This window comes from Spirillospora sp. NPDC052242 (assembly GCF_040679555.1).
In the GTDB taxonomy this organism is placed as follows: Bacteria; Actinomycetota; Actinomycetes; order Streptosporangiales; family Streptosporangiaceae; genus Spirillospora.
The window spans coordinates 86787-111166 of sequence record NZ_JBFAUZ010000031.1; the positions used below are offsets into that span (position 1 = coordinate 86787).

Consider the following 24380-nt stretch of genomic DNA (forward strand, 5'->3'; position numbering starts at 1 on the left):
CCCCGCTGGTCAGGTGAAGTCAAGGCCGATGTCGAACACGCGCGCCGAGTGCGTCAGCGCGCCGACGGCAAGGTAGTCGACTCCGGTCACGGCGACGTCTCGGGCCCGCTCCAGGGTAAGGCCACCGCTCGCCTCCAGTTCCGCCCGCCCCGCCACAAGCCGGACGGCTTCCGACATTTCGGCGTCGGTCATGTTGTCGAGCAGAATCGCGCGCGCGCCCGCGGCCAGTGCCTCCTCCACCTGAGCGAGGGTGTCGCACTCCACCTGGACGTGCAACGCGGGATACACGTTTCGGACGTCCTGGAAAGCGCGGGTGACGGATCCCGCGGCGGCGACGTGGTTGTCCTTGATGAGCGCGGCGTCGTGCAGGCCCATCCGGTGGTTGACGCCGCCGCCGCAGCGCACGGCGTACTTCTGCAGCGCGCGCAGGCCCGGCAGGGTCTTGCGGGTGTCGCGGACCCGCGCCTTCGTGCCGTCGATCGCGTCGGCCCAGCGCCGCGTCGCCGTCGCGATTCCGGACAGATGCGTCAGCAGGTTGAGGGCCGTCCGTTCCGCGCGCAGCACCGCCCGGGTCGGCCCGCTCACCGACAGGAGCACCTGGCCGGGGACGACCCGGTCGCCGTCGGCGGCCTTCGCCTCGTGCGCCACGCCGAGGAGGTCGAACACGACCGCGGCGACCGGGACGCCCGCGACGACGCCCTCCTCGCGGGCGGTGAAGTCCCCGGCCGCGTCGTCGTCCGGTGCGAAGATCGGCTCGCTGGTGACGTCGGTGTCGCCGTCCTCGGCGAGCGCCGTCCGCACAAGATTTTCCACAGCCTGTGGATCGAGCCCGGCGGCCCGCAGCGCCGCGTCCGTCTCGGGTGTCATGCGCGTGTCCCCTTCGCGGGTTCGTAGGTGGTGACCAGTTCGGTCCGATCGTTCCCCGCGCCCGTCCGGACCAGCCGCGTGACCAGGTGGCCGAGCCAGGCCGCGTCGGACCGTTCCGGGAAGTCCTCGCGCCAGTGGCTGCCGCGCGTCTCCTCGCGGCGCAGCGCGGCGGCGACGATCGCGGACGCGACCGTGTGCAGGTTCGTGACCTCCCACGCGTCGACGCCGGGGGCGGCGCCCGCGCCGGGCAGGGCGGCGAGTTCGCGGGCGGCGGCCTCCAGGCCGTCCGCGCCGCGCAGGACGCCCGCGCGCCCGGTCATGATCCGCTGGACGTCCGCCCGCCGCGCCGGGTCGAGCAGGGCGCCCGCACCCGGCCCGGGCCGGACGGCCGCGACCTCACCGGGCTCGGGGACCTCCGCGAGGTCGCCGGGGAGCGCGTCGGCGATCCGGGCCGCGAACACCAGCCCCTCCAGCAGCGAGTTGGACGCGAGCCGGTTCGCGCCGTGCACGCCCGTGCAGGCGACCTCGCCGCACGCGTACAGGCCGGGGACGGACGTGCGCCCGTGCAGGTCCGTGCGGACGCCGCCGCTCGCGTAGTGCGCGGCGGGCACGACCGGGATCGGCTCGGTGACGGGGTCGATGCCGTGGTGCCGGCACGCGGCGAGGATCGTCGGGAACCGCGCCTCCCACATGGCGGCGCCGAGGTGCCGCCCGTCCAGCAGCATGCAGGCCGCGCCCGTCTGCCGCATCCGGTTCATGATCCCCTTGGCGACGACGTCGCGCGGCGCGAGCTCGGCGAGTTCGTGGCGCCCGACCATGAAGCGTTCGCCCGCGAGGTCGGTCAGGTGGGCGCCCTCTCCCCGCACGGCCTCCGAGATGAGGGGCTGCTGCCCGCGCGCGTCCTCCCCGAGCCACAGCACGGTGGGGTGGAACTGGACGAACTCGAGATCGGTGACCTCGGCTCCCGCACGCAACGCGAGGGCCACGCCGTCACCCGTGGAAACTTCGGGGTTCGTGGTGGCGGAGAACACCTGGCCGAGCCCGCCGGTGGCGAGCACGACTGCGCGCGCGCGGACGGCGCCCACGCCCGCGGGCTGGCCCTCCCCCATCACGTGCAGGGTGACCCCGGCGGCGCGGCCGTCCGGGTCCTTGAGCAGGTCGAGGACGAGCGCGTGCTCGATCACCTCGACGCCGGAGTCCTTGAGCGCGGCGAGCAGCGCCCGGCTGATCTCCGCGCCGGTCGCGTCGCCGCCCGCGTGCGCGATGCGGCGGCGCCGGTGCCCGCCCTCGCGGGTCAGCGCGATGGTCCCGCCGTCGGCGCGGTCGAACGCCGCGCCGAGGTCGATGAGGTCGCGGACGGCGTCCGGTCCCTCGGTGACCAGGGCGCGGACGGCGTCCTCGTCGCACAGGCCGACGCCGGCGACGAGCGTGTCGGCGAGGTGCTCGGCGGGGGTGTCGTCGGGGGCGAGCGCGGCGGCGATCCCGCCCTGCGCCCAGCGCGTGGAGCCGGCGTCCAGCAGCGCCTTCGTGACGAGCAGGACGCGCCCGTGCGCGCGGCAGCGGAGCGCGGCGACGAGACCGGCGATGCCGGAGCCGATGACGACGACGTCGGTGCGGGCGGTCCAGCCCGGGTCGGGGGCGGTCAGCGCGGAAGGGATCATGGGCCCTCCTCGGGGCTCGATTCTCGTCATTGTGACACTAACCCCGGACCCGACTATTCCCCGCCCCCCGAACAGAACGGGCGGACCGCCCGGAATCCCCCCGGACGACCCGCCCGCTCGCGAGCGTCGTGCCCCGTCAGCGCTCCACGAGGTCGCCGCGGCGCTCGTCCGTCCCGGGGACGGGCTCGGCGGGGTCGGTGCCCAGCGAGATGATCCGGTTGGACCGGTCGACGTGCACCACCTGCGGGACGAACTCGCGCGCCTCGGCGTCGCTGAGCTGCGCGTAGCTGATGATGATCACCAGGTCGCCGGGCGACACCAGCCGCGCCGCCGCCCCGTTGATCCCGATCACGCCGGAACCGCGCTCGCCCGCGATCAGGTACGTCTCCAGCCGGGCGCCGTTGTCGATGTCGACGATGTGGACCTGCTCGCCGGGCAGCAGGTCGGCGGCGTCCATCAGGTCCTGGTCGATGGTCAGCGACCCCACATAGTGCAGGTCCGCCTGGGTCACCGTGGCGCGGTGGATCTTCGACTTGAACATCGTCCGGATCATCAGTGCTCCTTGGTGAGCTGGAGGGGAACGTTGTCGATCAGGTGGGTGGCGCCGACGCGGCCCGCGACGGCGAGCACGGCCGGCCCGGCGTGGTCGGCGGTGGCCTCGGTGAACGTCGCCGGGTCGACGAGCACGAGGTAGTCCAGGTCCAGCGGCGGCGCGGCGGACGCGGCCGCGGCCAGCTCCGCGCGGGCCGCACCGAGCACCGCGTCCGGCCCGTCCCCCGCCGCGGCGGCGTCCGCACCGGCCCGCAGCGCCCGCGACAGCGCGAGCGCCGTGCGGCGCTCGTCCGGCGACAGGTAGCGGTTGCGGCTCGACAGCGCCAGCCCGTCCGGCTCCCGGACGGTCGGCGCGCCGACGATCTCGACGGGCACGTTCAGGTCGGCGACCATCCGGCGGATCAGGGCGAGCTGCTGCGCGTCCTTCTCCCCGAACACCGCCACATCTGGACGTACCAGGTTCAACAACTTCAGAACGACGGTGAGCATTCCGTCGAAGTGGCCGGGACGGGACGCGCCCTCGACCACCTCGCCCATCGGCCCCGACTTCAGCGTCACCTGCGGGTCCGCCGGATACATCACGTCACGGGACGGGGCGAACACCACGTCCACGCCCTCGCGCGCGCACGCCGCGACGTCGTCCTCGAACGTCCGGGGGTAACGGTCGAAATCCTCACCGGGGGCGAACTGCAGCGGGTTCACGAAGATGCTGACGGCCACGCCGTCCGCACGCGCGCGCGCCTCCCGCATCAGGGACAGGTGTCCCTCGTGCAGCGCCCCCATGGTCGGGACGAGCGCCAGCGTGCCGGGCACGGACTTCCGTGCGGCCGCCAGCTCCTCCCGCGTCCTCGCGATGACGGGCGTCACGACGCTCCCCTCGACTCGTTCTCGTCCGGCCGCGACCCGTCCGGCCGCGGCCCGTACCGGTACAAGACGGTCAATCCGCCAGTGCCTCGAGGAGCCGCTCGGCGTCCTCCGGCTTGAGCATCCCGGCGCCGAGCGCCCGGTCGGCGGTCAGCCGGGCCAGCGCGACGTAGGCGCGGCGGCTCTCCGGCGACACCCTGCCCAGCTCCGCGACGTGATCGGCGACCGTGCCCGCGTCGCCGCGCGCGACCGGGCCGGTCAGCCCGTCGATGCCGAGCCGCAGCGCGTTGTCGAGCGCGGCGCCCAGCAGCGGCCCGAGCATCGCGCCCGGCTCGTCCACCCCGGCGCCGCGCAGCAGGTCCATCGCCTCGACGACCAGCGTGACCAGGTGGTTCGCGCCGCCCGCGAGCGCCGCGTGGTACAGCGGCCGCCGCTCCTCGGGGATCCACACCGGCTCCCCGCCCATCTCCACGACGAGCGCCTCGGCGACCGGCCGCAGCGGCTCCGGCGCCGTGACGCCGAACGAGATCCCGGCGAGCCGCGCGACGTCGTCCGGCCGTCCGGTGAACGTCATGACCGGGTGCAGCGCCAGCGGCAGCGCGCCCGCGCGGGTCAGCGGGTCGAGGACGGCCGTGCCGAACCGGCCGCTGGTGTGCACGATCAGCTTGCCCGCGGCCGGGACGCCCGCCGCGGCGAACCCCGCGGCCAGATCGGGCAGCTGGTCGTCGGGCACGGTCAGCAGCACCAGGTCGGCGGCGGTCACCGCGCCCTGCGGGTCGGTGACGGCCGCGCCGGGCAGCCGTTCGGCCGCCCGTTCCCGCGACCGCGCCGACACGGCCGTCGCGGCGACGACGCGGTGCCCGGCCAGTTCGAGCGCCGAGCCCAGCGCCGAGCCGACGCGGCCCGCGCCCACGACGCCGACCGACAGCCGGGCGGGCCGGTCCTCCGGGGCGCCGGGCTGCTCGTTTCCGGGCGCGGCGGAAGGCGTGCCGTGCGATTCCATCGTTCGTTCCAGTCCTCGTGACGTAGGTACCGGACGTTTGCGCGCCCAGGTTACCCACGAATGCGGTCCGCGTCCGCCGCCGGGGCCGTCCCGTCCGAAAGACGGCGGCGCGCCGCCCCGCCGACCGGGTGGTCGGGGAGCGGCGCGCCGTCCGGGCGGCTGCCCGGTGGACAGGGCTACTCGGTGGACAGGGCTACTCGGTGGACAGGGCTACTCGGTGGACAGGGCTACTCGGTGGACAGGGACTCGACGATGGACGCCTTCGCGGCGCGGCGCGCGGGCATGACGGCGGCGAGCACCCCGGCGATCGCGGCCAGCGCGATGAACCCGGCGATCTGCCCGTAGGGCAGCGCGAACACCGAGCTCTCGCCCATCGCCTCCGTCGCCGCCCAGCCGAACGCGATGCCGAGCACGACCCCGTTGAGCGCGCCGATCACCGCCATGACCAGCGCCTCGATCGACAGCATCCGGCGCAGCTGCCGCTTGGTGATGCCGAGGGCGCGCAGCAGCGCCGACTCCCGGGTGCGCTCCACGACCGACAGCGTCAGCGTGTTCGCGATGCCGAACAGCGCGATGATGATCGCCAGGCCGAGCAGCCCACCGAAGATCATCAGCATGGTGTTCACGGAGTCGCTCAGGGTGTCCTTGAACTCCGCGACCGACATCACCCGGACGGTCGGGTACGGCTGCGCGGCGGCGTCGATCGCCTTGCGGGCGGCGTTCGGGTCCGTCCCGTCCGCCATCTTCACCATGATCGCCGTCGGGTCGCGCTCGGTGAAGTAGCGGTCGAAGTCCGCCTCGGGGACCAGGAACGCGCCGAAGGCGGGCGTCTCGTGGAACCCGACGACCTTCACCTGCGCGGTGCCGCCCTTCGTGGCGATCCGCGCGGTGTCGCCCACGGACAGCCCCGCGTCCTTGGCGGTGAACTCCTCCACCAGCGCGGTCCCCGGCCGCAGCGCCGACAGCGACCCCTCCGTGACGTTCGGCTTCAGCGTCGTCCCGAGCGCCGAAGCGGTCACCGTCGACGCGACCAGCTCGGTGCCGTCGAGCGTGGTCTTCGCGTCCCGCATCTCGATGACCTGGGAGAACTCCGGACGCTGCCGCAGTGCGCCGGCGAGCGCGTGCGGCACCCGGTCGTCCTCGCCGCCGAACTGGGTGTTCACCTGGAACTCGACGGGGAACTGCTCCTCGATCTGCGCGACCGACGTCGCCTTCCCGCTCGCCGCGACCACCGCGAACAGGCTCATCAGCCCGACCCCGACGGTCAGCGCGATCGTCGTCGTCGCCGTGCGGCGCGGCGCGCGCCGCGCGTTCTCGACCGCGAGCCGTCCCGGCACGCCCCCGACCCGGGCCGGGATCGCGCCCGCGAACCGGCCGAGCGGCCGCACCAGCGCGGGCATCGCCGCGATCATCCCGGCGAAGAACACGGTCCCGCCGAACGCGACCGCGAACATCGCGGTCTCGCCCTTCTCCATCAGGAGCGAGGCGTAACCGCCGACCGCCAGGCCCGCCCCGGCGAACAGGACGGCGAACAGCGTCCGCAGGACGCCCAGGCGGAACCGTCCGCTGCCCGGCTCCAGCTCCGCGCGCAGCGCCGTCACCGGCGAGACGCGCGTCGCGGCGCGGGCCGGCAGCAGCGCGGACGCCACCGTCACGACCACGCCGACCGCGAGCCCGATCACGACCGTCCGGACGGCCAGCGACGGCGCGGCCACCGGGATCGCGTCGTTGAACCGGTGCACCAGCGCGAGCAGCCCCCAGCCGAGCCCCAGCCCGGCGGCCAGGCCCAGCAGCGACCCGACGAAGCCCACGACCGCCGACTCGGTCACCACGCTCCCGAACACCTGCCGCCGCGTCGCGCCGACGCAGCGCAGCAGCGCCATCTCCCGCATCCGCTGCGCGATCAGGATCGAGAACGTGTTGTAGATGACGAGGGCCGAGACCAGCATCGCGACCATGCCGAACAGCAGCAGCCCCGTCCGGATGATCTCGGTGTCGGCGCCCGCCTCCTCGGCCAGCCGCGCCCCCAGCTCCTCGCCGGTGAGCACGTCGTACCCGCCGCCGACGGCCGCCGCCACCGCGGCCTCGTCCGCGCCGAGGACGTTCAGCTCCTGGAACGTCTTCTCGCCCGTCATCCGCAGCGCCGTCGCCGTGTCGAACCCGACCGCGCCCCGGTAGCTCGCGTCCTGGTCGATGCCGAAGTCGACCAGGCCGACGACCGTGAACCGGTGCGGCTGCCGCCGCCCGTCCAGGACCGTCGCCGTCTCGCCGACCTCGAAGCCCTCCCGCTCGGCCAGCGCCGTGTGGACGACGACCTCGCCGGCGCCGCGCGGCGCGCGGCCCTCGTCGACCGTGTACCGCAGCAGGTCCCCGGACGGCACCGACAGCCCCACCGTCGGCATGTCGCCGACCGCCTTGCCGTCCTCGCCGACCAGGGCCGCGTCGCCCCGCACCAGCCCGGCGGCCTTCGTGACCCCCGGGACCGCCTGCACCTTCTCGAGCACGTCCCGCGGGACGCCGCCCTCGCCTTCGGCGCCCGCGCCGTCTCCCGGCAGGACCGCGACGTCGACCTTCCCGGCCGACTTCGCGAACGTCTGCCCGAACGCCTTGTCGACCGTGTCGGTGAGGACGAACGTCCCGGCGATGAACTCGACCCCGAGGGTGATCGCGACGGCCGTCAGGAGCAGCCGCAGCTTGTGGGCCCGCAGGCCCGCCAGCGTCGTCTTCAGCATCAGGCCCCCAGGTTCTTCAGCCGGTCCAGGACCGTCTCGGGCGTCGGGCCGTGGATCTCGCTCACGATCTCGCCGTCCCGTAGGAACACCACCCGGTCCGCGTACGAGGCCGCCACCGGGTCGTGCGTCACCATGACGATCGTCTGGCCCATCTCCCGGACGGACGAACGCAGGAACTCCAGCACCTCGGCGCCCGCACGGGAGTCGAGGTTGCCCGTCGGTTCGTCCGCGAAGATGACCTCGGGACGGGCGACGAGGGCGCGCGCGCACGCCACCCGCTGCTGCTGGCCGCCCGACAGCTCGTTCGGGCGGTGCCCCAGCCGGTCCCGCAGGCCGACGACGTCCACGACCTGGTCGAACCACTGCCGGTCCGGTTTGCGGCCCGCGAGGTCCATCGGCAGCAGGATGTTCTGCTCGGCGGTGAGCGTCGGCAGCAGGTTGAACGCCTGGAAGACGAACCCGACCCGGTCCCGCCGCAGCATCGTCAGCTGCCGGTCGTTCAGCTTCGTGATCTCCGCGTCCCCGAGGGTGATGCGCCCGCCGCTGACCGTGTCGAGCCCGGCCAGGCAGTGCATCAGCGTCGACTTCCCGGACCCGGACGGGCCCATGATCGCGGTGAACGCGCCGCGGGCGAACCCGACGCTGACGCCGCGCAGCGCGTGGACGGCCGCGTCACCGGAGCCGTACACCTTCGACACCTCCGCGGCGACGACGGCCGGCGGTGCGGCGGCGGCGGGAGATCCTCCGGCGGGGCCGGTGAACGTGCTGGTCACGGTGACTCCTTCGTGGACGGTTACGACCGTCCACCACGCTAGGAATCCGCGACCTCCGTGCCATCGCCCGCACGGCCACGGTCCGCATCGGCATCGAGGTTGCCTCCGGGCGCCGTGTACGACCTGAGTCGTACGTCCGGATCAGTCCTCCCGCCTACCCCAGGCGAACGCACCCGGGCGAGCACCCGGACATGACGGACGCCGGCGACCCCTTCGGGATCACCGGCGTCCGGTGTTCGGTCGTCGGCGGTCAGCCGAAGTCGACCTCCGCGCCGCCCTTGCAGCCGGCGCCGGCGATGCCGACGACCGCGACCGCGTTGCCGCAGACGTTGACCGGGACCGAGATCGGCGCGAAGACCTGGTTGCCGCCCAGGATGCTGAAGTTGCCGCTCGTCTTGTTGTTCTTGAACGAGCCGCTGTCGTGCTTCTTGCCGTGGTGGCCGTGGTGGCCGTCCCCGCCGCCCGCGTAGGCGGCGGGAGCGGCGGCGAGGGCCGAGGCGGTGATGGCGAAGCCGAGAACGCCGGTGGCGGCGAGCTTCTTGATCACGAGAGTCCTCCCGTACATGGGTTTTATGGGCCCGAGCTGACATTGCCCGACGCAGTCCGCAAAGACGACGTCGCGTACCGTAGTTACCCAGCTACTTTCGGGTAAGCCAACAGAAACACCCATGACGAAGGCAAAAAGTCACCAGCGAGTGATGGATTCGTTACAAGGCGTCACCATTTTGACCGCTTTTCACCAGACCTGTCTCATAGGCGAAGACCACCGCCTGGACACGATCCCGCAGGTCAAGCTTTGCCAGGATGCGCCCCATATGGGTCTTCACCGTCGCCTCCGACACGTAGAGCCGCCCGGCGATCTCCGCGTTCGACATCCCCCGCGCGACGAGCCGCAGCACCTCGCCCTCCCGCTCCGTCAGGCTCGCCAGCGCCCCGCCCGCCGCCGCCCGCTCCGCGTCCGGCAGATGCACCGCGAACCGGTCCAGCAGCCGCTTCGTCGTGCTCGGCGCCACCACCGCGTCCCCCGAATGCACCGCCTTGATCGCCTCGATCAGATGCGCCGGGCCCGCGTCCTTGAGCAGGAACCCGCCGGCCCCCGCCTTGATCGCCGCGAACGCGTACTCGTCGAGGTCGAACGTGGTCAGGATCACGACCTTCGGCCGCTCCCCCGCCGCCACGATCCGCCGGGTCGCCTCGATCCCGTCCATCCGCGGCATCCGGACGTCCATCAGCACCACGTCCGCCCGCGTCGCCCGCAGCAGCTCCAGCGCCCGCAGACCGTCACCGGCCTCCCCCACCACCTCGATGTCCGGCTGCGCGTCGAGGACCATCGCGAACCCCGTCCGCACCAGCTCCTGATCGTCCACCAGCACGACCCGGATCGACTCGTCCTCACCCATTCCGGATACTCCTCTCGGCCGCTTCGTCCTCGCCGGTGGGGATCCGGGCCAGCACCCCGAAACCACCGCCCGCCCGGGGCTCCGCCCGGACCGTGCCGCCGTACACCGCCGCACGCTCCCGCATCCCCACCAGGCCGTGCCCCCGGCCGTCCCCGCCGGACGCCGCCGCGCCGCGGCCGTCGTCCTCCACCCGGACCTCCACCGCGTCACCGCCGTACCGCAGCCGCACCGACGCCGACGCGCGCGGCCCGCCGTGCTTGAGGGTATTGGTCAGCGCCTCCTGGACGATCCGGAAGACCGTGAGCTGCCGGCCCTGCGACAGCTCCGGCGGCGTGCCCTCCACCTCGAACGTCACCGGCAGCCCCGACGCGCGCACCTGCCCCACCAGGTCGTCGAGCTCCGCCACCCCCGGCTGCGGCGCGTACGCCCCCGCGTCGTCGTCCTCCCGCAGCACCCCCAGCAGCCGCCGCATCTCGCCCAGCGCGTACCGTCCGGTCGTGGAGATCGCCTCGAGCGCCTGCCGGGCCCGCCCCACGTCGTGCTCGATCGCGTAGGACGCGCCGTCCGCCTGCACCACGATCACGCTGACGTTGTGCGCCACCACGTCGTGCAGCTCGCGCGCGATGCTGGCCCGCTCCGCGGCCATCGCCATCCGCACCTCCGCGTCGCGCTCCCGCTCCAGCCGCTCCGCCCGCTCCTCCAGCGACCGCAGGTACGCCCGCCGCGTCCGCATGTGCAGCCCGAGCAGCCACACCCCCGCCGTCACCACCGTCAGCATCACGAACGTGTACCGGGTGTCGGCCGCGCCCCCCGGATACCGGTACGTCGCCATCACCGCGCCGGCCTCCACGACCAGCGCCGCGGCCACCCCCCACCGCAACGGGAACCCCGCCGTCACCGTGTACAGCCCCATCAGCACCGCGATGTTCGCGGGCAGCGGCACGATGTTCGCGATGCACTGCACGCCGGACACCACCGCGACCACGGCGAACACCGTCCGCGGGTAGGTCCGCCGCAGCACCATCGGCGCCAGCAGCCCGGCCGTCACCACGATGTACTGGACGAAGGGCACCCCGTACGAGCCGCTCAGGAACCCCGGCAGCGCCATGACCACCACGGGCAGCGCGAGGAACGCGTCGACCAGCGGCGTCTTACCCCGGAGCCACTCCCACATCCTCCCGACCATGCGGACAGGCTACGTATCCCCTGGTCCGCCCCGGATCAGCCGCAAGTCGGACGGCGCTCCACCCCGAGGATGGTCCATCCCGGCCCGTCGCCCACGGTAACGTCGCACACGTGTTGGTCACCGAGTGGCTGCCCTGGCGCACCGCGATGGAACGCGCGCTGTACGGGGAGAAGGGCTTCTACCGGCGCGGCGAACGCCCCTCCGACCACTTCCGCACCTCCGTGCACGCGTCGCCCCGGTTCGCCGCCGCCGTCGCCCGGCTGCTCACCGACGTCGACGCGTCCCTCGGCCACCCGTCCCGCCTCGACCTCGTCGACATCGGCGCGGGCTCCGGCGCGCTCCTCACGAACGTCCTCGACCTCACCGGCCCCGCCCTCCGCGACCGCCTGCACCTCACCGCCGTCGAGATCGCCCCGCGTCCCCCGAACCTCGCCCACGTGACGTGGCGCCCGTACGTCCCCGAGTCCTTCACCGGCCTCGCGATCGCCAACGAGTGGCTCGACAACGTCCCCCTCGACGTGGTCGAACGCACCCCGGACGGCGTCCGCACGATGCTCGTCGACCCCGCCAGCGGCGCCGAACGCCCCGGGCCCGAACCGTCCGCCGAGGACCGCGCGTGGCTCGACCGCTGGTGGCCGCTCACCGAACCGGGCGACCGCGCCGAGGTCGGCCGTCCCCGCTGCGCCGCCTGGGGCACCGTCCTGCGCCGCCTCTCCCGCGGCCTCGCGATCGCCGTCGACTACGCGCACACCCGCACGTCCCGCCCCCCGTACGGCACCCTCGCCGGATACCGCGACGGCTCCACCGTCCCCGCCGTCCCCGACGGCTCCTGCGACGTCACCGCCCACGTCGCCCTCGACGCCTGCGCCGTCGAGGGCGAGCGCGCGGGCGCCACCGCGACCGTCCTCACCACCCAGCGCACCGCCCTGCGCGCCCTCGGCCTCACCGGCGCCCGCCCCCCGCTCGACCTCGCCCACCGCGACCCCCGCGCCTACGTCGCCGCCCTCTGCCACGCCGGCGAGGACGCCGAACTGACCGACCCGTCCGGCCTGGGCGGCTTCACCTGGCTGGCCCAGTCGAAACACATTCCCCTCCCCGCACCCCTGACCAGCCCACCCCACTGACCCCGTCCCGCGTATCCCGCCACGGACGGACCAGCCGGGTCGAGGCGGCGGCCAACCAGGCCGCACGACGAACGAAGCCGCGGCGCCCACACACGGGTCAGTGACAACGGCACGGGAAACCAGACACAGCGCCAACGAGCCGCGCCGCGGGGGCGGGCGGCAGACGGGGCGGATCGCGACGCGGCGTGAAGCGGGAAGTGCACCGGGCCGAGGCGTCGGGCGTCAGCCGCGGGGTGGGGCGTCAGTCCTGCGGTGGCGGGTGTTGAGGCGGGCGGCTTGGCGGGTCAGATGATCGCGTTCGGCCAGGTTGGGCGCCTTCCGGGCGGCCTCGGCGTACAGGCGGGCGGCCGTCGCCGGATCGCCGTCGCGCTCGTGGAGGTACGCCGCCACGGCGGTGTGGCGGGGCAGGGAGTCGTCCAGCGCGGCGAGCGCCGCGAGGCCCGCGCGCGGGCCGTCGGCCTCGCCGACCGCCACCGCGCGGTTGAGCCGGACGACCGGGCTGTCGGTCAGGCGCACGAGTTCGTCGTACCACTCGACGATCTGCACCCAGTCGGTCTCGTCCGCGGTGGGCGCGTCGGCGTGGAGCGCCGCGATCGCGGCCTGGGCCTGGAACTCGCCCAGCCGGTCGCGGGCCAAGGCCGCCTGAAGGACGTCGATGCCCTCGGCGATCGCGGTGGTGTCCCACCGGCCGCGGTCCTGCTCGGCGAGCGGCACCAGCCCGCCGTCGGGCGCGGTCCGGGCGGCGCGCCGAGCGTGGTGGATCAGCATCAGCGCGAGCAGCCCCGCCACCTCCGGGTGGTCGATCGCGGCCGCGAGCTGCCGGGTCAGCCGGATGGCCTCGGCGGCCAGGTCGACGTCGCCGGAGTACCCCTCGTTGAACACCAGGTAGAGGACGCGCAGCACGGTGGCGACATCGCCGGGCCGGTCGAACCGCGCGCCGGAGACGGTCCGCTTGGCCCGGCTGATGCGCTGCGCCATGGTCGCCTCGGGCACCAGGTAGGCCCGGGCGATCTGGCGGGTGGTCAGCCCGCCGACGGCGCGCAGCGTGAGCGCGACCGCCGACGCGGGCGTCAACGACGGGTGGGCGCACAGGAAGTAGAGCCGCAGCGTGTCGTCCAACTCGGACGCGGGTCCGGGCGCCGGTTCCTCCTCGAGGACGTCCTCGCGACGGCGGCGGGCGGCGTCCGCCCGCGCCGCGTCGAGGAACCGCCGCCAGGCCACGGTGACCAGCCAGCCCTTCGGGTCGCGCGGCGGGTCGTCCGGCCAGACGCGCAGCGCCTCGACCAGCGCGTCCTGCACGGCGTCCTCGGCCGCCGCGAAATCGGCTCCGCGGCGGACGAGGATCCCGAGGACGTTCGGCGTGAGGTTCCGCAGCAGAACCTCGTCCATCTGCGAGGTCATTCCGTGATCGTGGGCGCCTCGCCCAGGAACGGGCGCACCTCGAGCCACTCGTGGATCGGCTTCCCGCCCGCCCCGGGGGCCGCCGACAGCTCCCCGGCCAGCTCGACGGCGCGCTCGTAACCGTCGACGTCGATCATCATCCAGCCGGCGATGAGGTCCTTGGTCTCGGCGAACGGGCCGTCGGTGACCGGCGGGCGCCCCTCGCCGTCGTACCGGACCCACGCTCCCTCCGGCGCGAGCGCCTGGCTGTCGACGTACTCGCCGGTCTCCTCGAGCCGGGCCGCGAAGTCGTTCATGTACTGCACGTGGGCCGAGATCTCATCGGGCGTCCACTGGTCCATCGGCACGTCGTTGACCGGGGCCGGGGCGCCGCGGTAGTGCTTCAGCAGCAGGTACTTGGCCATCGTCTCTCTCCTCGATGCTCTGCGACCCATCTTGGTCGCGTTCACCCCAGGGACGGAGCCGTTCCCGCGTTCTCGACATCGCCACCGAAGTTTTTCTGAAGTTCTCCGCTGAGCACGACCGAGCCGCCTCCCACCCCCGTTCCCCCACACCGCCGCCCAACGATCGATGGCGATCTGCCACCAACCCAGCGCCCCACCCTCAGCGGCCGTCGCTTGCCCTGGTCCCCCAGCCCCGGGCCTTCCGGCCTCCGAGCCTCCTGGCCACCCGCCCCCGGACTCCCTGCCCCCCGGGCTTCCCGGCCTCGACACCCTGGCCCCCGCCAGGCTTCCCGTCCTCCCGGCCTCCGGGCCTACGGTCCACGGCCCCGAACCTGGTCGGGGAGGCGTTCTCGTGGACGGGTCCTCAGTCGATGGGGGTGGGCTTGTCGCCAGTGCGGTAGCGCTTCGGGGAGACGCCGCGGAGGCGTTTGAAGGCGACGCTCAAGGCGAACGCGTTGGCGTATCCGACCTGGGCGGCGATGCTCTCGATGGTGCGGTCGGAGTTGCGGAGCAGGTCCGCCGCGAGCGCGATGCGCCAGCCGGTCAGGTAGGTCATCGGCGGCTCGCCGACCAGCGCGGTGAATCGGCGCGAGAGAGCGGCCCGCGAGCACCCCGCCCTCGCGGCGAGGTCGGCGACCGTCCAGCGGCGTGCCGGATGCTCGTGGATCAGCCGCAACGCCGGACCGGCGACGGGATCGCTCTGCGCCCGGTACCAGCCGGGGGCCGCGGCGTCCGGACGGGCGAACCAGGCGCGCAACGTGGTGACCAGCGCGATGTCCAGGAGTCGATCCAGGACGACCTGCTGGCCCGGGTCGTCGCGGTCGACCTCGGCGGCCAGAGACTCGATCATGGAGTTCTGGACGGCTTCCCGAGGCACCGACACGATCTCCGGTAGGGCGTTCAGCAGCCGCCCGGTGACGTCGTTCGCGATCTGGTACGTCCCGCTGGCCACGACGGCCGCGCCGTCCCGGCTGCGTCCGCGGGAGCGCGGGCCGAGCCGCATGGCGTCCGTGACGTCGGCGCCGTCCAACGTGGTCAGCCGGTTGTCGGCGTGGACGATCACATCCGGGACGGTGCCCGGGTCATCGCCGATCGTGTACGGGCGGGGCCCTTTGACGATCGCCACGTCGCCGGTGCGCAACAGGACCGGCTCGCCCCGCTCCGGCACGATCCACAGGTGCCCTCGCAAGGTCGTGATCAGGGCGAGGGCGGCGCCGTCGGCGATGCGCAGCGCCCACGGCGGGTCCAGGATCGCCTGGCAGAACGCGGCCGTGCGCGCACGGACTCCGTCCAGGAGATCGGCCAGGGGGTCCACGCCGCCATCGTAGACGCACAGACATGGAAGTGCGCCTTACAGATATGGATCGGCTCATTCGGTGCGGCTTCACTGGTTACCGAACGGATCAGAGCAGCAGGAGCGAGGAGGGGTCCGATGTACACGATCACAGGAGTCACCGGCCACGTCGGCGGAGCGACGGCCCGGGAGTTGCTGAACCGGGACGCGCCGGTCCGCGCCGTGGTGCGCGACCCGGCCAAGCGCGCCGCTTGGGAGGAGCGCGGCGCGCGGACGGCGATCGCCGACTTCCACGACGAACGTTCCTTGACCGAGGCGCTCAAGGGGAGCCTCGGTGCGTTCGTCATGCTGCCGACCATCGCGACGGCCGGTGACGCCGGGCATCGCCGGCTGGCCGATTCGATCGCCGCGGCGGTCGCCGAGAGCGAAGTACCCCATGTCGTCCTCCTGTCGTCGATCGCGGCCGACCAGGCCGCCGGTACCGGGCCCATCCGCTGGCTGCACCACCTCGAGACCCGGTTGCGGGAGACCGGCGTGCGGCTGAGCGCGATCAGACCGTGTCATTTCCAGGAGAAGGTCGAGACGGTGCTCGGCGCCGTCGTCGGCGAGGGCGTCTACCCGGTGTTCGGCGAGACGGCCGACGCCCCGACACCGATGATCGCCACCCGGGACATCGGGGAGGTCGCCGCCGAGGCCCTGCTGGCACCGCCTTCAAGGAGCGAGGTCGTCGATCTGGACGGCCCCGCCTACAGCGAGCAGGACGTCGCGGACCGCTTGGCGGCCCTGCTGGGCAGGCCCCTGCAGGTGGTCACCATCCCCCGCGACGGGTGGGTCGACGCGATGACGGAATCCGGCCTCCCTGTTCCCTTCGCGCACGAACTCGCGGCCATGTACGACGCCGAGCATCGGGGGCTGTTCCGCCCCTGCGGCGACCGGCGACGCACGGGCACCACCCCGATCGACCGAACGTTGCGCCACGTCATCGAGGCCGCAACCGGCCACGCATCCGCCACGTGATGCGCGCCGACGTCCAACTGACCGTGAACACTACGCCGCCCCCTGCCCGGCCCCGACGTCCCCCGCCGGAGCGCTCTCTTACCTTCCTCGTTGGGCCCCGTCGAGCCGCATCGTCGGAGACGCCACGCTCAGCGAAGATGATGGAGCCTGGACAACACGGATCTGGGGCAAGTACCGCCGCGCTTCCTTGGACTCCGCCGCCGTCGGCCGGCAACTCCAAGGCCGTCGCCGTGTGGTCATCGCCGTCCGGCCCCGAACCCTCATCGCCGTCGCCGGCGTCTGAAACAGCCTGAAGCGGTCTCGATAAGACCCGGGGCCTCTGAGCGGGCGGGCGGGTCAGCATTCGACGTGGAGGGCCTCCAGGCCGCGTAGGACGAAGCCGGGCTTCCACTTCGGGTCGGCGGTCGGGCGGAGTGCGGGGGCGGCTCTCAGGAGTGCGGCGAAGGACTCGGCCATCTCGATGCGGGCGAGGGGTGCGCCGAGGCAGTAGTGGATGCCGAGGCCGAACGTGATGTGCGGGTTCGGGTCGCGGCTCAGGTCGAGGCGGTTCGGGTCGGCGAAGACGGCGGGGTCGCGGTTGGCGGACGCGAACAGCAGGGCGACCTCGGCGCCGCGGGGGATGTCGACCCCGGCGACGGTGATGTCTTCGAGGACCCAGCGTTCGAACATCGGTGCCGGGGTGTCGTAGCGCAGGAGTTCCTCGACGGCGGTGGGGACGAGGGACGGGTCGGCGCGGAGCCGGTCCAGTTCGCCGGGGTTGCGGAACAGCGACCACCAGCCGTTGCCGGTGGCGTTCACCGTGGCCTCGTGCCCGGCGTTGAGGAGCAGGACGCAGGTGCCGATCAGTTCGTCCTCGGTGAGCCGGTCGCCCTCGTCGACGACCTGGGCGAGCGCGCTGATCAGGTCGTCGCGCGGTTCGTCCCGGCGGGAGCGGGCGAGGCCCCGCAGGTAGTCGGAGAACTCGACGGCGGCGCGGACGGCCGTCCGCTGGGTCTCCTCGGACGGGTTGAGCTCGTACATCCCGCAGATGTCGGCGGACCAGGGGCGCAGGAGCGGCCGGTCCTCCGGGGGGACGCCCAGCATCTCGGCGATCACGTTCACCGGGAGCGGCTCGGCGACCTCGGCGAGCAGGTCGCCGCCGCCCTTGGCCGCGAGGGTGCCCGCCAGTTCCTCGGCCAGTCTGCGGATGGTGGGCCGCAGACCCTCCACCATGCGTGCGGTGAACGCCTTCGACACCAGTCGGCGCAGGCGGGTGTGCGTGGGCGGTTCGACGTCGAGCATTCCGGCGCGGATGAGATCCCAGAAGGGTCTGAGGAACTCCGCCTCCGCCGGTCTGCCGAACTCCTCGTGGGTCGCCACGTGCAGGTACGAGCGGCCGAGCCGGCGGTCGCGCAGGAGCGCGTCGACGTCGTCGTACCGGCTGATCACCCATTGGTCCGTCGGCTCGTGGAAGAACACCGGACGTTCGTCGCGGAGCCGCTCGAACACCGGATAGGGGTCGGCCACGAACTCGGGCGACCACGGGTCATAGGACATCATTCCGGAACGATATTTCGCGTTGGTGCGTGCGTGTCCAGGCTGTTTCACGGGACGCCTCCGTTTCGGTGGTCGGGACCGGTCCGCCCATCCCCCGCGCTGGGCGGACCGGCTGACTTCATGCTCGGTCACCGCGGGGCGGGGGTGACGAGAAAAGGCGACCTGTGGATAACTTCGTCATCCGTGCTGCCGGGCGAGCATCTCGCCGATGACGCGGGCGCCGTCGGGGAAGGCGCCGGGGTTCGGGCCCGCGTAGCCGAGCCGCAGGTAGGGACCGGTGGGTTCGGCCGGGAACCACTCGTCGCCGGCCGCGACGACGACGCCCGCGGCCTCGCAGTCGCGGACGAGCCGCGGCAGGTCGGTGGCGTCCGGCAGCCGCACCCACAGGTTCAGCCCGCCCCGCGGCACGTCGAGACGGGCGGCCGGGACGTGCTCGCGGAGCGCGCCGGCCAGGAGGTCGCGGCGGGCGGCGAGCTGGCGGCGGACGCCGCGCAGGTGCGTGCGCCACGCCGGCTGGGTGACGACGTCGAGCGCGACGGCCTGCAGGACGCCGCTGACGTACATCGACTCGGCCTGCGCGTCGGCGGCGATGCGTTCGCGGGCGGGGCCGCGCGCGACGACCCCGGCGACGCGCACCGCGGGCGAGACGCTCTTGGTCAGTGACCGCAGGTACACGACGTGGCCGCCGTCGTCGCGGGCCGCGACCGGGGACGCGTCCGCGGCGATGCCGAAGTCGTGCGCCCAGTCGTCCTCGATGAGGAACGCGCCGTGCCGCCGGACGAGCGCGAGGACGCGGTCGGCGACGTCCGGGGACCAGCGGGCGCCGGTCGGGTTGGCGAAGGTCGGCTGGGCGTAGAAGGCGCGGGCCCCGGTCCGTTCGAGGGCGCGCGCCAGTTCGTCCGGGTCGGGTCCGTCGATCCCGCTGGGGACGGGCACGATCCGGACGCCGACCTGCGCGGCGGCGAGGATCGCGCCCCAGTACGTCGGGGATTCCGCGAGGAGCGGGCGGCCCGCGCCGACCAGGGCGCGGAAGGCGCCGCCGAGGCCGCTCTGGCTGCCGGGGACGACGATGACGTCGCTCGGCGCGGGGGGCGCGGCCCACGCCGGGGCGGCGGCGCCGAGCTCGGCCGCGAACCACGCCTGCAGTTCCGGCAGCCCGGCGGACGGGGGACGGCCGACGGCCGCGTCGCCGCGCGCCGCACGGGCGAACGCCGTCCTGACCAGGCGCTCGGGCAGCAGTTCGCGGTCCGGGTAGCCGGAGTGCAGCGCGATCACGTCGTTGGGGGCGTTCCGCAGCGCCGTGGACGTGCGCGGGATCGGGTTCCGGGGCGCCCCGAGGGCGGCGGTCTGCCACCCGTAGTCATTGGGGCGCGGCATGCGGACGGCACGGACGAACGTGCCCACGCCGGGCCGGCTCTCGACCATGCCCTGCGACGCCAGGGTCCGCAGCGCCTTCTGCACCGTGACGGGACTCGCCCCGTACTGCGCGACCAGGGCCCGCGTGGACGGCAGCCGCGCGCCGGGCGCGGCGGCGGCGATCCACTCCCGGAGCCCGGCCACGATACGCGCACTGCTATCGTCGTTCATGAAGGTTGATAGTAGCGCTACTCTCACGAAGGGCGTTCCGCTATCGCGGGCGGGGCTCTGGTGGGGCCTGCTCGGGGTCGCGGCGTTCTCGTTCACCGTCCCGTTCACCCGAGTCGCCGTGCAGGGCGGCGGGATGTCGCCGCTGTTCGCCGGCTCCGGCCGCGCGGTCGTCGCCGCGGTCCTCGCCGCGGCCGCCCTGGCGATCACGCGGCAGCGCCCGCCGCGCGGCGTCCAGTGGGTGCGCGTCGCGGTCGTCGCGGGCGGGGTCGTCGCCGGTTTCCCGCTGCTGACGTCGTTCGCGCTCGCCACCGCCCCGGCGAGCCACGGGGCCGTCGTGATCGCGCTGCTGCCCGCGGCGACGGCGGTGACGGCCGTGCTGCGCGCGCACGAACGGCGGCCGGCGTCGTTCTGGCTCGCGGCGGCCGTCGGCGCGGGCGCCGCCGTCGGGTTCGCGTCGCTGCAGGGCGGCGGGCTCGGCGGACCGCACGGGTCCGATCTGCTGCTGTTCGGGGCCGTCCTCGCGGCCGCGGTCGGGTACGCCGAGGGCGGCCTCCTCGCCCGCGAACTCGGCGCGTGGCAGACCGTGTCCTGGGCGCTGGTGGTGTCCGCGCCGCCGATGCTCCTCGCCGCCGCGGCGTCGCTGGACCGGCATCCCCCGGCCGGCGGCCCGGCCGAGTGGGCCGCGTTCGCCTACCTCGGGGTCGTGAGCATGTTCCTCGGCTTCTTCGCCTGGTACCGCGGGCTCGCGATCGGGCCGATGGCGCGGGTGGGGCAGGTCCAGCTCGTCCAGCCGGTGATGACCATCTGCTGGGCCGCGCTGTTCCTGGGCGAGCCGCTCACCTGGCCGGCCGTCCTCGGCGGCGTCGCCGTCGTCGCCTGCGCCGCGAGCGCCGTGCGCACCCGGCGGGGGCGGGACCACCCCGGAAAATGCAGGTGAGGACCGCTTTCCTCTCTGGGACGATCACGAGACCGGTGATCGACTCAACGAGGAGTTCCCATGGCCCGTGCCGTCACCCTGATCCGTTCCGCTTCCCTCTCGGACGTCGCCGAATACGCCTACGCCGCCACCGCCCCCGCCGAGGCCCGCCTGATCTTCTTCGCGGGGGCGTGCCCGCTCGCCGACGACGGCTCCACCGTCGCGGTCGGCGACTACGCGGGGCAGGCGGCGCGCTGCGTCGAGAACCTGCGGACCGCGCTCGCGGACGCCGGCGCCTCGCTCAAGGACGTCATCAGCACCCGGGTCCTCGTCGCGTCCGCCCGCCAGGAGGACCTCGTGACGTCCTGGGGCGTCGTCCGGGACGCGTTCGGCGACCACGACGTGCCCAGCACCCTGATGGGCGTGACCGTGCTCGGCTACCACGACCAGCTGGTGGAGATCGAGGCCGTCGCGGCGGTCCTCGACTGACGGACGGGACGTACGCGTCCCGCGGGGTGCGGGACGTGCGTCAGCGTGCGGCCCAGTGGGACGGGTCGCCCGCGGCCTTGCGCGCCGCGCGCGCCCTCCGGGCCGTCGAGTCGACGATGGCGCGCGCCTCGCCCAGGTCCCGGTCGGCCGCGGCGACCTGAACGGAACCCGGGGGCGCGTCCACATGGACGGTCGCCAACCCCAGGAGCCTCTGGAACGGGTTCACGGTCAGTCGGACGCTCTGCGCGCGCGCGTGGGCGATCACGTCCGTCCGTCGGCAGGGCCAGCCGTGCCGTGTCACGAACACGACGTCGTCGGTGCCCGCGCCGTCCGGACGGTCGATCGCCAACGACTTCCCGGACGCCGGGAGCAGCGGGACGGCGTCCACGTTCGTCCCCGGGAACACCTGCGACACCAGGTGCATCGCGACGTGGCGCGGGGCGACCGGCAGGAGCGTCGAGGACAGGGCCTGCCGCTCGCCCGCGTACCCCGCGACCGTGATCTCGACCCGCGCCCAGCCGAGGCTCCGCCAGATCGCCGGTTCGACGATGCCGACGGCCTGCACGCGGCCGGGCGGGAGCGTCTGCATGCGCGTCTCGAGGAGCCCGTACCGGAGTCTGATCCCGTCCGGGGACAGGGCGACCCGGAAGTTCGCGTACATCACCATGGGGGCGACCACGGCGCGCAGAAGGCCGAGCAGGATCGGCACGGTAACGGCCAGGATGCCGCCCTCCGTGTACGCCACCATGAACACCAGGGTGCCGAGGAAGAGCAGGATCGTCCCTATCACCGGCCAGCGCAGGAGCAGGGACGAGAAGAGCGCGCCGAAGGGAACGCGCCACACGTGCCGTTCGGGCGCCTCCGGGGTGTGGCCGGGCAGCCCGGCGGCGAGGGCGAGGAGTTCCGCGCGCAACTGCTGGGCGGAGTTCCGCCCCACGTAGCGCAGGACGATCTCGCTCTGCTCGCCGCCCGCCAGCTCCACCCGGACCTCGGCGAGCGCGAACACGCGGGTGACGAGCGGCCGGACGATGTCGACGGCCTGGATGCGCGACAGCGGGATACGGCGCTTGCGCTTGCGCAGCAGCCCGGTCTCCACGACGAGGTCGTCACCGTCGACCCGGAAGCGCAGCGCCAGCCACGTCCACAGGCCCGTGCCGATCGCGATCACGGTCATCGGCACCGACACGATCAGGAACCTCGCGATCACCTCCGGGGTGAGGGCGAGGGCGATCCCCTCGTCCGTCTGGGTCAGCAGGAGCGGAAAGCCCAGCAGGACGAAGTAGATGATCAGGAACACGAACGCGCGGAGCGGCGCGGTCGCCCAGTGCAGCCTGTGGGTGCCCTCGGAGAACCGCACCGGAGGCCGCATCGCGTAGCCGTGCGGCGGCCCTGGGTACGGGCCGGGCGGCCCATAGGGAGGACGCGGAGGCCCGTACGGGGGCGGGCCGGGCGGGCCGTACGGACCGGGCCGTCCCTGCGGTCCCGGTCCACCGGGCGGCGGACCGTACGGGCCGGGCGGCGGGCCGTACGGGCCGGGCGGCGGGCCGTAGGGGCCGCTCACAGGCCCATGCTCCTCTCCTCGCCCTTCTGCGCGAGCCGGTCGCGCAGCAGCGCGGCCTCCGCGGCGGGCAGGCCCGGGACGGTCGCGTCCGTGGCGGCCGCCGCGGTGTGCATGCGGACGGTCGCGATGCCCATCCAGCGCTCCAGCAGCCCCGCCGTGACGTCCACGAACTGCATCCGTCCGTACGGGACGACGATGAGGCGCTTGACGAACACGCCGTGCGTCAGGATAAGGTCGTCGGCGCGCTCGGCGTACCCGAAGGACCGGCGGTCGAGTTCCGCCACGATCCCGATGACGACGACCGCCAGGACGACCGCGGCGCCCCACATCGCCGACGCCGCGACGCCGCCGTCGCGTCCGAGCATGAAGACGCCCAGCACCCCCACGGGGACGGCCCAGAGCGCGGCCGTCAACGCCCGCTGCCAGGTGTGACGCTTGGAGATCGGCCACCACTTCTGCCCGCCGCCGGGGGCGAACGCCTCGTCCGGACGGTACCGGGGCGGTGCGGCGACCGGCCCCGCGGGAGCGTTCGGACCGTCCCCCGGCACGGGCCGCCCCGGCGCGCCCTGCACGGGCCCCTGCGGCATCGGGCCGGGCGGCGGGTGCGCGGCGGGGTCGTACGGCTGTCCGCCGTGGTTCGGGTTCATCGGTCCCTAGTCAACCGGAAACGGGCATCGGCCGCCATGGGAGCATGGCACGGTGACCCGAGCGGCGGAGACACGACCATGACCACCGAACGGATCGTCGGGATCGGCGCGGGCTCGAACTCCTTGGGCAAGGAGCTCGCGACCGAGGACATGACCCTGAACATCGGGCCGCAGCACCCGTCCACGCACGGCGTGCTCAGGCTCCGGCTGACCCTGGACGGGGAACGCATCTCGGCGGCCGAACCCATCGTCGGGTACATGCACCGGGGCGCGGAGAAACTGTTCGAGGTCCGCGACTTCCGCCAGATCATCGTGCTGGCCAACCGGCACGACTGGTTGTCGGCGTTCTCCAGCGAGCTCGGGGTCGTCATGGCCGTGGAGCGGATGCTGGGCATGGAGGTCCCCGTCCGGGCCGTGTGGGCCAGGACGCTGCTCGCCGAGTTGAACCGGATCCTCAACCACCTCATGTTCCTGGGGTCGTACCCCCTGGAAGTGGGTGCGATGACCCCCATCTTTTACGCGTTCCGTGAGCGCGAGGAACTGCAGCGGGTCATGGAGGAGATCTCCGGCGGCCGCATGCACTACATGTTCAACCGCGTGGGCGGCCTGAAGGACGACCTGCCCGCCGGCTGGACGGGACGCGCGCGCCACGCCGTCTCGGTCGTGCGGGGCCGGATGAGCGACATCTCCGACCTCATCCTGGGCAACGAGATCTTCCGCGCGCGCACACGCGGCGTGGGTGTGCTCACCGAGGAGCAGATCCTGCAGTACGGGGTCTCCGGCCCGATCGCCCGCGCGTCCGGGGTGGACTTCGACCTGCGCAGGGACGAACCGTACCTCGCCTACGACGAACTGGACGTCCGCGTGGTGACCCGCTCGGAGGGCGACGCGCTCGCCCGCTTCGAGTGCCTCCTCGACCAGGTGTACGCGTCCCTCGACCTGGCCGACGCCTGCCTCGACCGCCTCGCCGCGCTGCCGAAGGGCCCGATCAACCAGCGCCTGCCGAAGGTCCTGAAGGTCCCGGAGGGCCACACGTACGCGTGGACGGAGAACCCGCTCGGCATCAACGGCTACTACCTGGTGTCGCGCGGCGAGAAGACGCCGTGGCGGCTGAAGCTGCGCTCCGCGTCGTTCAACAACGTCCAGGTGCTCGCGGAACTGCTCCCCGGCAACCTCGTCGCGGACATGATCGCCATCCTGGGCTCCATGTTCTTCGTGGTCGGCGACATCGACAAATGACCGCGCGCGGCCTCCGGGCGCAGAGCGCCCTACGGCCGCGCGGGGCTCGCGCGCCCCCGCCAAACCCAGCATAGGGAGAGGGGCGGGG

General features: G+C 73.5%; 22 protein-coding genes. 5 read left to right on the forward strand and 17 right to left on the reverse strand.

All coding sequences use genetic code 11. The features are described from left to right. Nucleotides 1-9: 9 nt before the first annotated feature. The 10 genes from nadC to AB0L25_RS24785 form a co-directional block, all read right to left on the reverse strand. A complete protein-coding gene (gene nadC / locus AB0L25_RS24740; RefSeq protein ID WP_500175044.1) occupies nucleotides 10-867 on the reverse strand; it encodes a carboxylating nicotinate-nucleotide diphosphorylase in 858 nt (285 codons plus the stop codon). Then, complete coding sequence (locus AB0L25_RS24745) at nucleotides 864-2528, reverse strand: L-aspartate oxidase (protein WP_500175045.1); 1665 nt, start codon at nucleotides 2526-2528, stop codon at nucleotides 864-866. Before AB0L25_RS24745 ends, nadC begins: the two co-directional genes overlap by 4 nt. 136 nt (nucleotides 2529-2664) lie before the next feature. Continuing rightward, nucleotides 2665-3081, reverse strand: a complete 417-nt coding sequence (gene panD, locus AB0L25_RS24750; protein WP_500175046.1) for an aspartate 1-decarboxylase — start codon at nucleotides 3079-3081, stop codon at nucleotides 2665-2667. Beyond that, nucleotides 3081-3947: a pantoate--beta-alanine ligase gene (gene panC / locus AB0L25_RS24755; RefSeq protein WP_500175047.1), complete on the reverse strand. Its 867-nt coding sequence runs from the start codon at nucleotides 3945-3947 to the stop codon at nucleotides 3081-3083. Before panC ends, panD begins: the two co-directional genes overlap by 1 nt. A 70-nt stretch (nucleotides 3948-4017) precedes the next feature. After that, a complete protein-coding gene (locus tag AB0L25_RS24760; RefSeq protein ID WP_500175048.1) occupies nucleotides 4018-4947 on the reverse strand; it encodes a Rossmann-like and DUF2520 domain-containing protein in 930 nt (309 codons plus the stop codon). Nucleotides 4948-5174: 227 nt separating this feature from the next. Further along, a complete protein-coding gene (locus AB0L25_RS24765; protein WP_500175049.1) occupies nucleotides 5175-7679 on the reverse strand; it encodes an ABC transporter permease in 2505 nt (834 codons plus the stop codon). Continuing rightward, on the reverse strand, nucleotides 7679-8452 hold the full coding sequence (locus tag AB0L25_RS24770; protein WP_500175050.1) for an ABC transporter ATP-binding protein: 774 nt from the start codon (nucleotides 8450-8452) through the stop codon (nucleotides 7679-7681). Before AB0L25_RS24770 ends, AB0L25_RS24765 begins: the two co-directional genes overlap by 1 nt. A gap of 250 nt (nucleotides 8453-8702) precedes the next feature. Then, entirely contained in the window at nucleotides 8703-9017 is a 315-nt protein-coding gene (locus tag AB0L25_RS24775) for a chaplin family protein (protein WP_500175051.1), read from the reverse strand. Between the two features lie 142 nt (nucleotides 9018-9159). Beyond that, nucleotides 9160-9852, reverse strand: a complete 693-nt coding sequence (locus tag AB0L25_RS24780; protein ID WP_500175052.1) for a response regulator transcription factor — start codon at nucleotides 9850-9852, stop codon at nucleotides 9160-9162. Beyond that, nucleotides 9845-11038 carry a sensor histidine kinase gene (locus AB0L25_RS24785; protein ID WP_500175053.1) on the reverse strand — a complete coding sequence of 398 codons (1194 nt, stop codon included), beginning with the start codon at nucleotides 11036-11038 and terminating at the stop codon, nucleotides 9845-9847. The genes AB0L25_RS24780 and AB0L25_RS24785 overlap by 8 nt, the downstream gene beginning before the upstream one ends. Before the next feature lie 110 nt (nucleotides 11039-11148). Between AB0L25_RS24785 and AB0L25_RS24790 the strand changes: the two genes are divergently transcribed. Further along, a complete protein-coding gene (locus tag AB0L25_RS24790; RefSeq protein WP_500175054.1) occupies nucleotides 11149-12162 on the forward strand; it encodes an SAM-dependent methyltransferase in 1014 nt (337 codons plus the stop codon). 222 nt (nucleotides 12163-12384) lie between these two features. On the opposite strand, the gene AB0L25_RS24795 is transcribed toward AB0L25_RS24790, so the two are convergent. From AB0L25_RS24795 to AB0L25_RS24805, 3 genes are all read right to left on the reverse strand, one after another. Beyond that, on the reverse strand, nucleotides 12385-13551 hold the full coding sequence (locus AB0L25_RS24795; RefSeq protein ID WP_500175067.1) for an RNA polymerase sigma factor: 1167 nt from the start codon (nucleotides 13549-13551) through the stop codon (nucleotides 12385-12387). 8 nt (nucleotides 13552-13559) lie between these two features. Then, entirely contained in the window at nucleotides 13560-13967 is a 408-nt protein-coding gene (locus AB0L25_RS24800) for a YciI family protein (protein WP_500175055.1), read from the reverse strand. A 403-nt stretch (nucleotides 13968-14370) separates the two neighbouring features. Then, on the reverse strand, nucleotides 14371-15321 hold the full coding sequence (locus AB0L25_RS24805) for an AraC family transcriptional regulator (protein WP_500175056.1): 951 nt from the start codon (nucleotides 15319-15321) through the stop codon (nucleotides 14371-14373). A gap of 117 nt (nucleotides 15322-15438) precedes the next feature. On the opposite strand from AB0L25_RS24805, the gene AB0L25_RS24810 reads away from it, so the two are divergent. Then, on the forward strand, nucleotides 15439-16317 hold the full coding sequence (locus tag AB0L25_RS24810) for an NmrA family NAD(P)-binding protein (RefSeq protein WP_500175057.1): 879 nt from the start codon (nucleotides 15439-15441) through the stop codon (nucleotides 16315-16317). 336 nt (nucleotides 16318-16653) lie between these two features. On the opposite strand, the gene AB0L25_RS24815 is transcribed toward AB0L25_RS24810, so the two are convergent. Beyond that, nucleotides 16654-17856 (reverse strand): cytochrome P450, encoded by a 1203-nt coding sequence (locus AB0L25_RS24815; RefSeq protein ID WP_500175058.1) that lies wholly within the window; start codon nucleotides 17854-17856, stop codon nucleotides 16654-16656. A gap of 174 nt (nucleotides 17857-18030) precedes the next feature. Next, nucleotides 18031-19440 (reverse strand): aminotransferase-like domain-containing protein, encoded by a 1410-nt coding sequence (locus AB0L25_RS24820; RefSeq protein ID WP_500175059.1) that lies wholly within the window; start codon nucleotides 19438-19440, stop codon nucleotides 18031-18033. Here AB0L25_RS24820 and AB0L25_RS24825 point away from each other — a divergent pair. Both AB0L25_RS24825 and AB0L25_RS24830 read left to right on the forward strand, forming a co-directional pair. Beyond that, complete coding sequence (locus tag AB0L25_RS24825) at nucleotides 19439-20377, forward strand: DMT family transporter (RefSeq protein WP_500175060.1); 939 nt, start codon at nucleotides 19439-19441, stop codon at nucleotides 20375-20377. The genes AB0L25_RS24820 and AB0L25_RS24825 overlap by 2 nt on opposite strands. Before the next feature lie 60 nt (nucleotides 20378-20437). Further along, entirely contained in the window at nucleotides 20438-20845 is a 408-nt protein-coding gene (locus tag AB0L25_RS24830) for a RidA family protein (RefSeq protein ID WP_500175061.1), read from the forward strand. 40 nt (nucleotides 20846-20885) lie between these two features. Here the strand turns inward: AB0L25_RS24830 and AB0L25_RS24835 are convergent, their stop codons facing one another. Then, nucleotides 20886-22214 carry a PH domain-containing protein gene (locus AB0L25_RS24835; protein WP_500175062.1) on the reverse strand — a complete coding sequence of 443 codons (1329 nt, stop codon included), beginning with the start codon at nucleotides 22212-22214 and terminating at the stop codon, nucleotides 20886-20888. Nucleotides 22215-22402: 188 nt separating this feature from the next. Then, entirely contained in the window at nucleotides 22403-23053 is a 651-nt protein-coding gene (locus AB0L25_RS24840; RefSeq protein ID WP_500175063.1) for a PH domain-containing protein, read from the reverse strand. A 78-nt stretch (nucleotides 23054-23131) separates the two neighbouring features. Between AB0L25_RS24840 and AB0L25_RS24845 the strand changes: the two genes are divergently transcribed. After that, complete coding sequence (locus AB0L25_RS24845) at nucleotides 23132-24292, forward strand: NADH-quinone oxidoreductase subunit D (protein ID WP_500175064.1); 1161 nt, start codon at nucleotides 23132-23134, stop codon at nucleotides 24290-24292. Nucleotides 24293-24380 lie beyond the last annotated feature (88 nt).

What these genes read in the sequence shown, in the direction of transcription:
- nadC (WP_500175044.1), bottom strand. Translation starts at nt 867, where the DNA reads ATGACACCCGAGACGGACGCGGCGCTGCGGGCCGCCGGGCTCGATCCA.
- AB0L25_RS24745 (WP_500175045.1), bottom strand. Translation starts at nt 2,528, where the DNA reads ATGATCCCTTCCGCGCTGACCGCCCCCGACCCGGGCTGGACCGCCCGC.
- panD (WP_500175046.1), bottom strand. Translation starts at nt 3,081, where the DNA reads ATGATCCGGACGATGTTCAAGTCGAAGATCCACCGCGCCACGGTGACC.
- AB0L25_RS24760 (WP_500175048.1), bottom strand. Translation starts at nt 4,947, where the DNA reads ATGGAATCGCACGGCACGCCTTCCGCCGCGCCCGGAAACGAGCAGCCC.
- AB0L25_RS24765 (WP_500175049.1), bottom strand. Translation starts at nt 7,679, where the DNA reads ATGCTGAAGACGACGCTGGCGGGCCTGCGGGCCCACAAGCTGCGGCTG.
- AB0L25_RS24775 (WP_500175051.1), bottom strand. Translation starts at nt 9,017, where the DNA reads ATGTACGGGAGGACTCTCGTGATCAAGAAGCTCGCCGCCACCGGCGTT.
- AB0L25_RS24780 (WP_500175052.1), bottom strand. Translation starts at nt 9,852, where the DNA reads ATGGGTGAGGACGAGTCGATCCGGGTCGTGCTGGTGGACGATCAGGAG.
- AB0L25_RS24785 (WP_500175053.1), bottom strand. Translation starts at nt 11,038, where the DNA reads ATGGTCGGGAGGATGTGGGAGTGGCTCCGGGGTAAGACGCCGCTGGTC.
- AB0L25_RS24795 (WP_500175067.1), bottom strand. Translation starts at nt 13,551, where the DNA reads ATGGACGAGGTTCTGCTGCGGAACCTCACGCCGAACGTCCTCGGGATC.
- AB0L25_RS24800 (WP_500175055.1), bottom strand. Translation starts at nt 13,967, where the DNA reads ATGGCCAAGTACCTGCTGCTGAAGCACTACCGCGGCGCCCCGGCCCCG.
- AB0L25_RS24810 (WP_500175057.1), top strand. Translation starts at nt 15,439, where the DNA reads ATGTACACGATCACAGGAGTCACCGGCCACGTCGGCGGAGCGACGGCC.
- AB0L25_RS24815 (WP_500175058.1), bottom strand. Translation starts at nt 17,856, where the DNA reads ATGATGTCCTATGACCCGTGGTCGCCCGAGTTCGTGGCCGACCCCTAT.
- AB0L25_RS24825 (WP_500175060.1), top strand. Translation starts at nt 19,439, where the DNA reads ATGAAGGTTGATAGTAGCGCTACTCTCACGAAGGGCGTTCCGCTATCG.
- AB0L25_RS24820 (WP_500175059.1), bottom strand. Translation starts at nt 19,440, where the DNA reads ATGAACGACGATAGCAGTGCGCGTATCGTGGCCGGGCTCCGGGAGTGG.
- AB0L25_RS24830 (WP_500175061.1), top strand. Translation starts at nt 20,438, where the DNA reads ATGGCCCGTGCCGTCACCCTGATCCGTTCCGCTTCCCTCTCGGACGTC.
- AB0L25_RS24835 (WP_500175062.1), bottom strand. Translation starts at nt 22,214, where the DNA reads ATGCGGCCTCCGGTGCGGTTCTCCGAGGGCACCCACAGGCTGCACTGG.
- AB0L25_RS24840 (WP_500175063.1), bottom strand. Translation starts at nt 23,053, where the DNA reads ATGAACCCGAACCACGGCGGACAGCCGTACGACCCCGCCGCGCACCCG.
- AB0L25_RS24845 (WP_500175064.1), top strand. Translation starts at nt 23,132, where the DNA reads ATGACCACCGAACGGATCGTCGGGATCGGCGCGGGCTCGAACTCCTTG.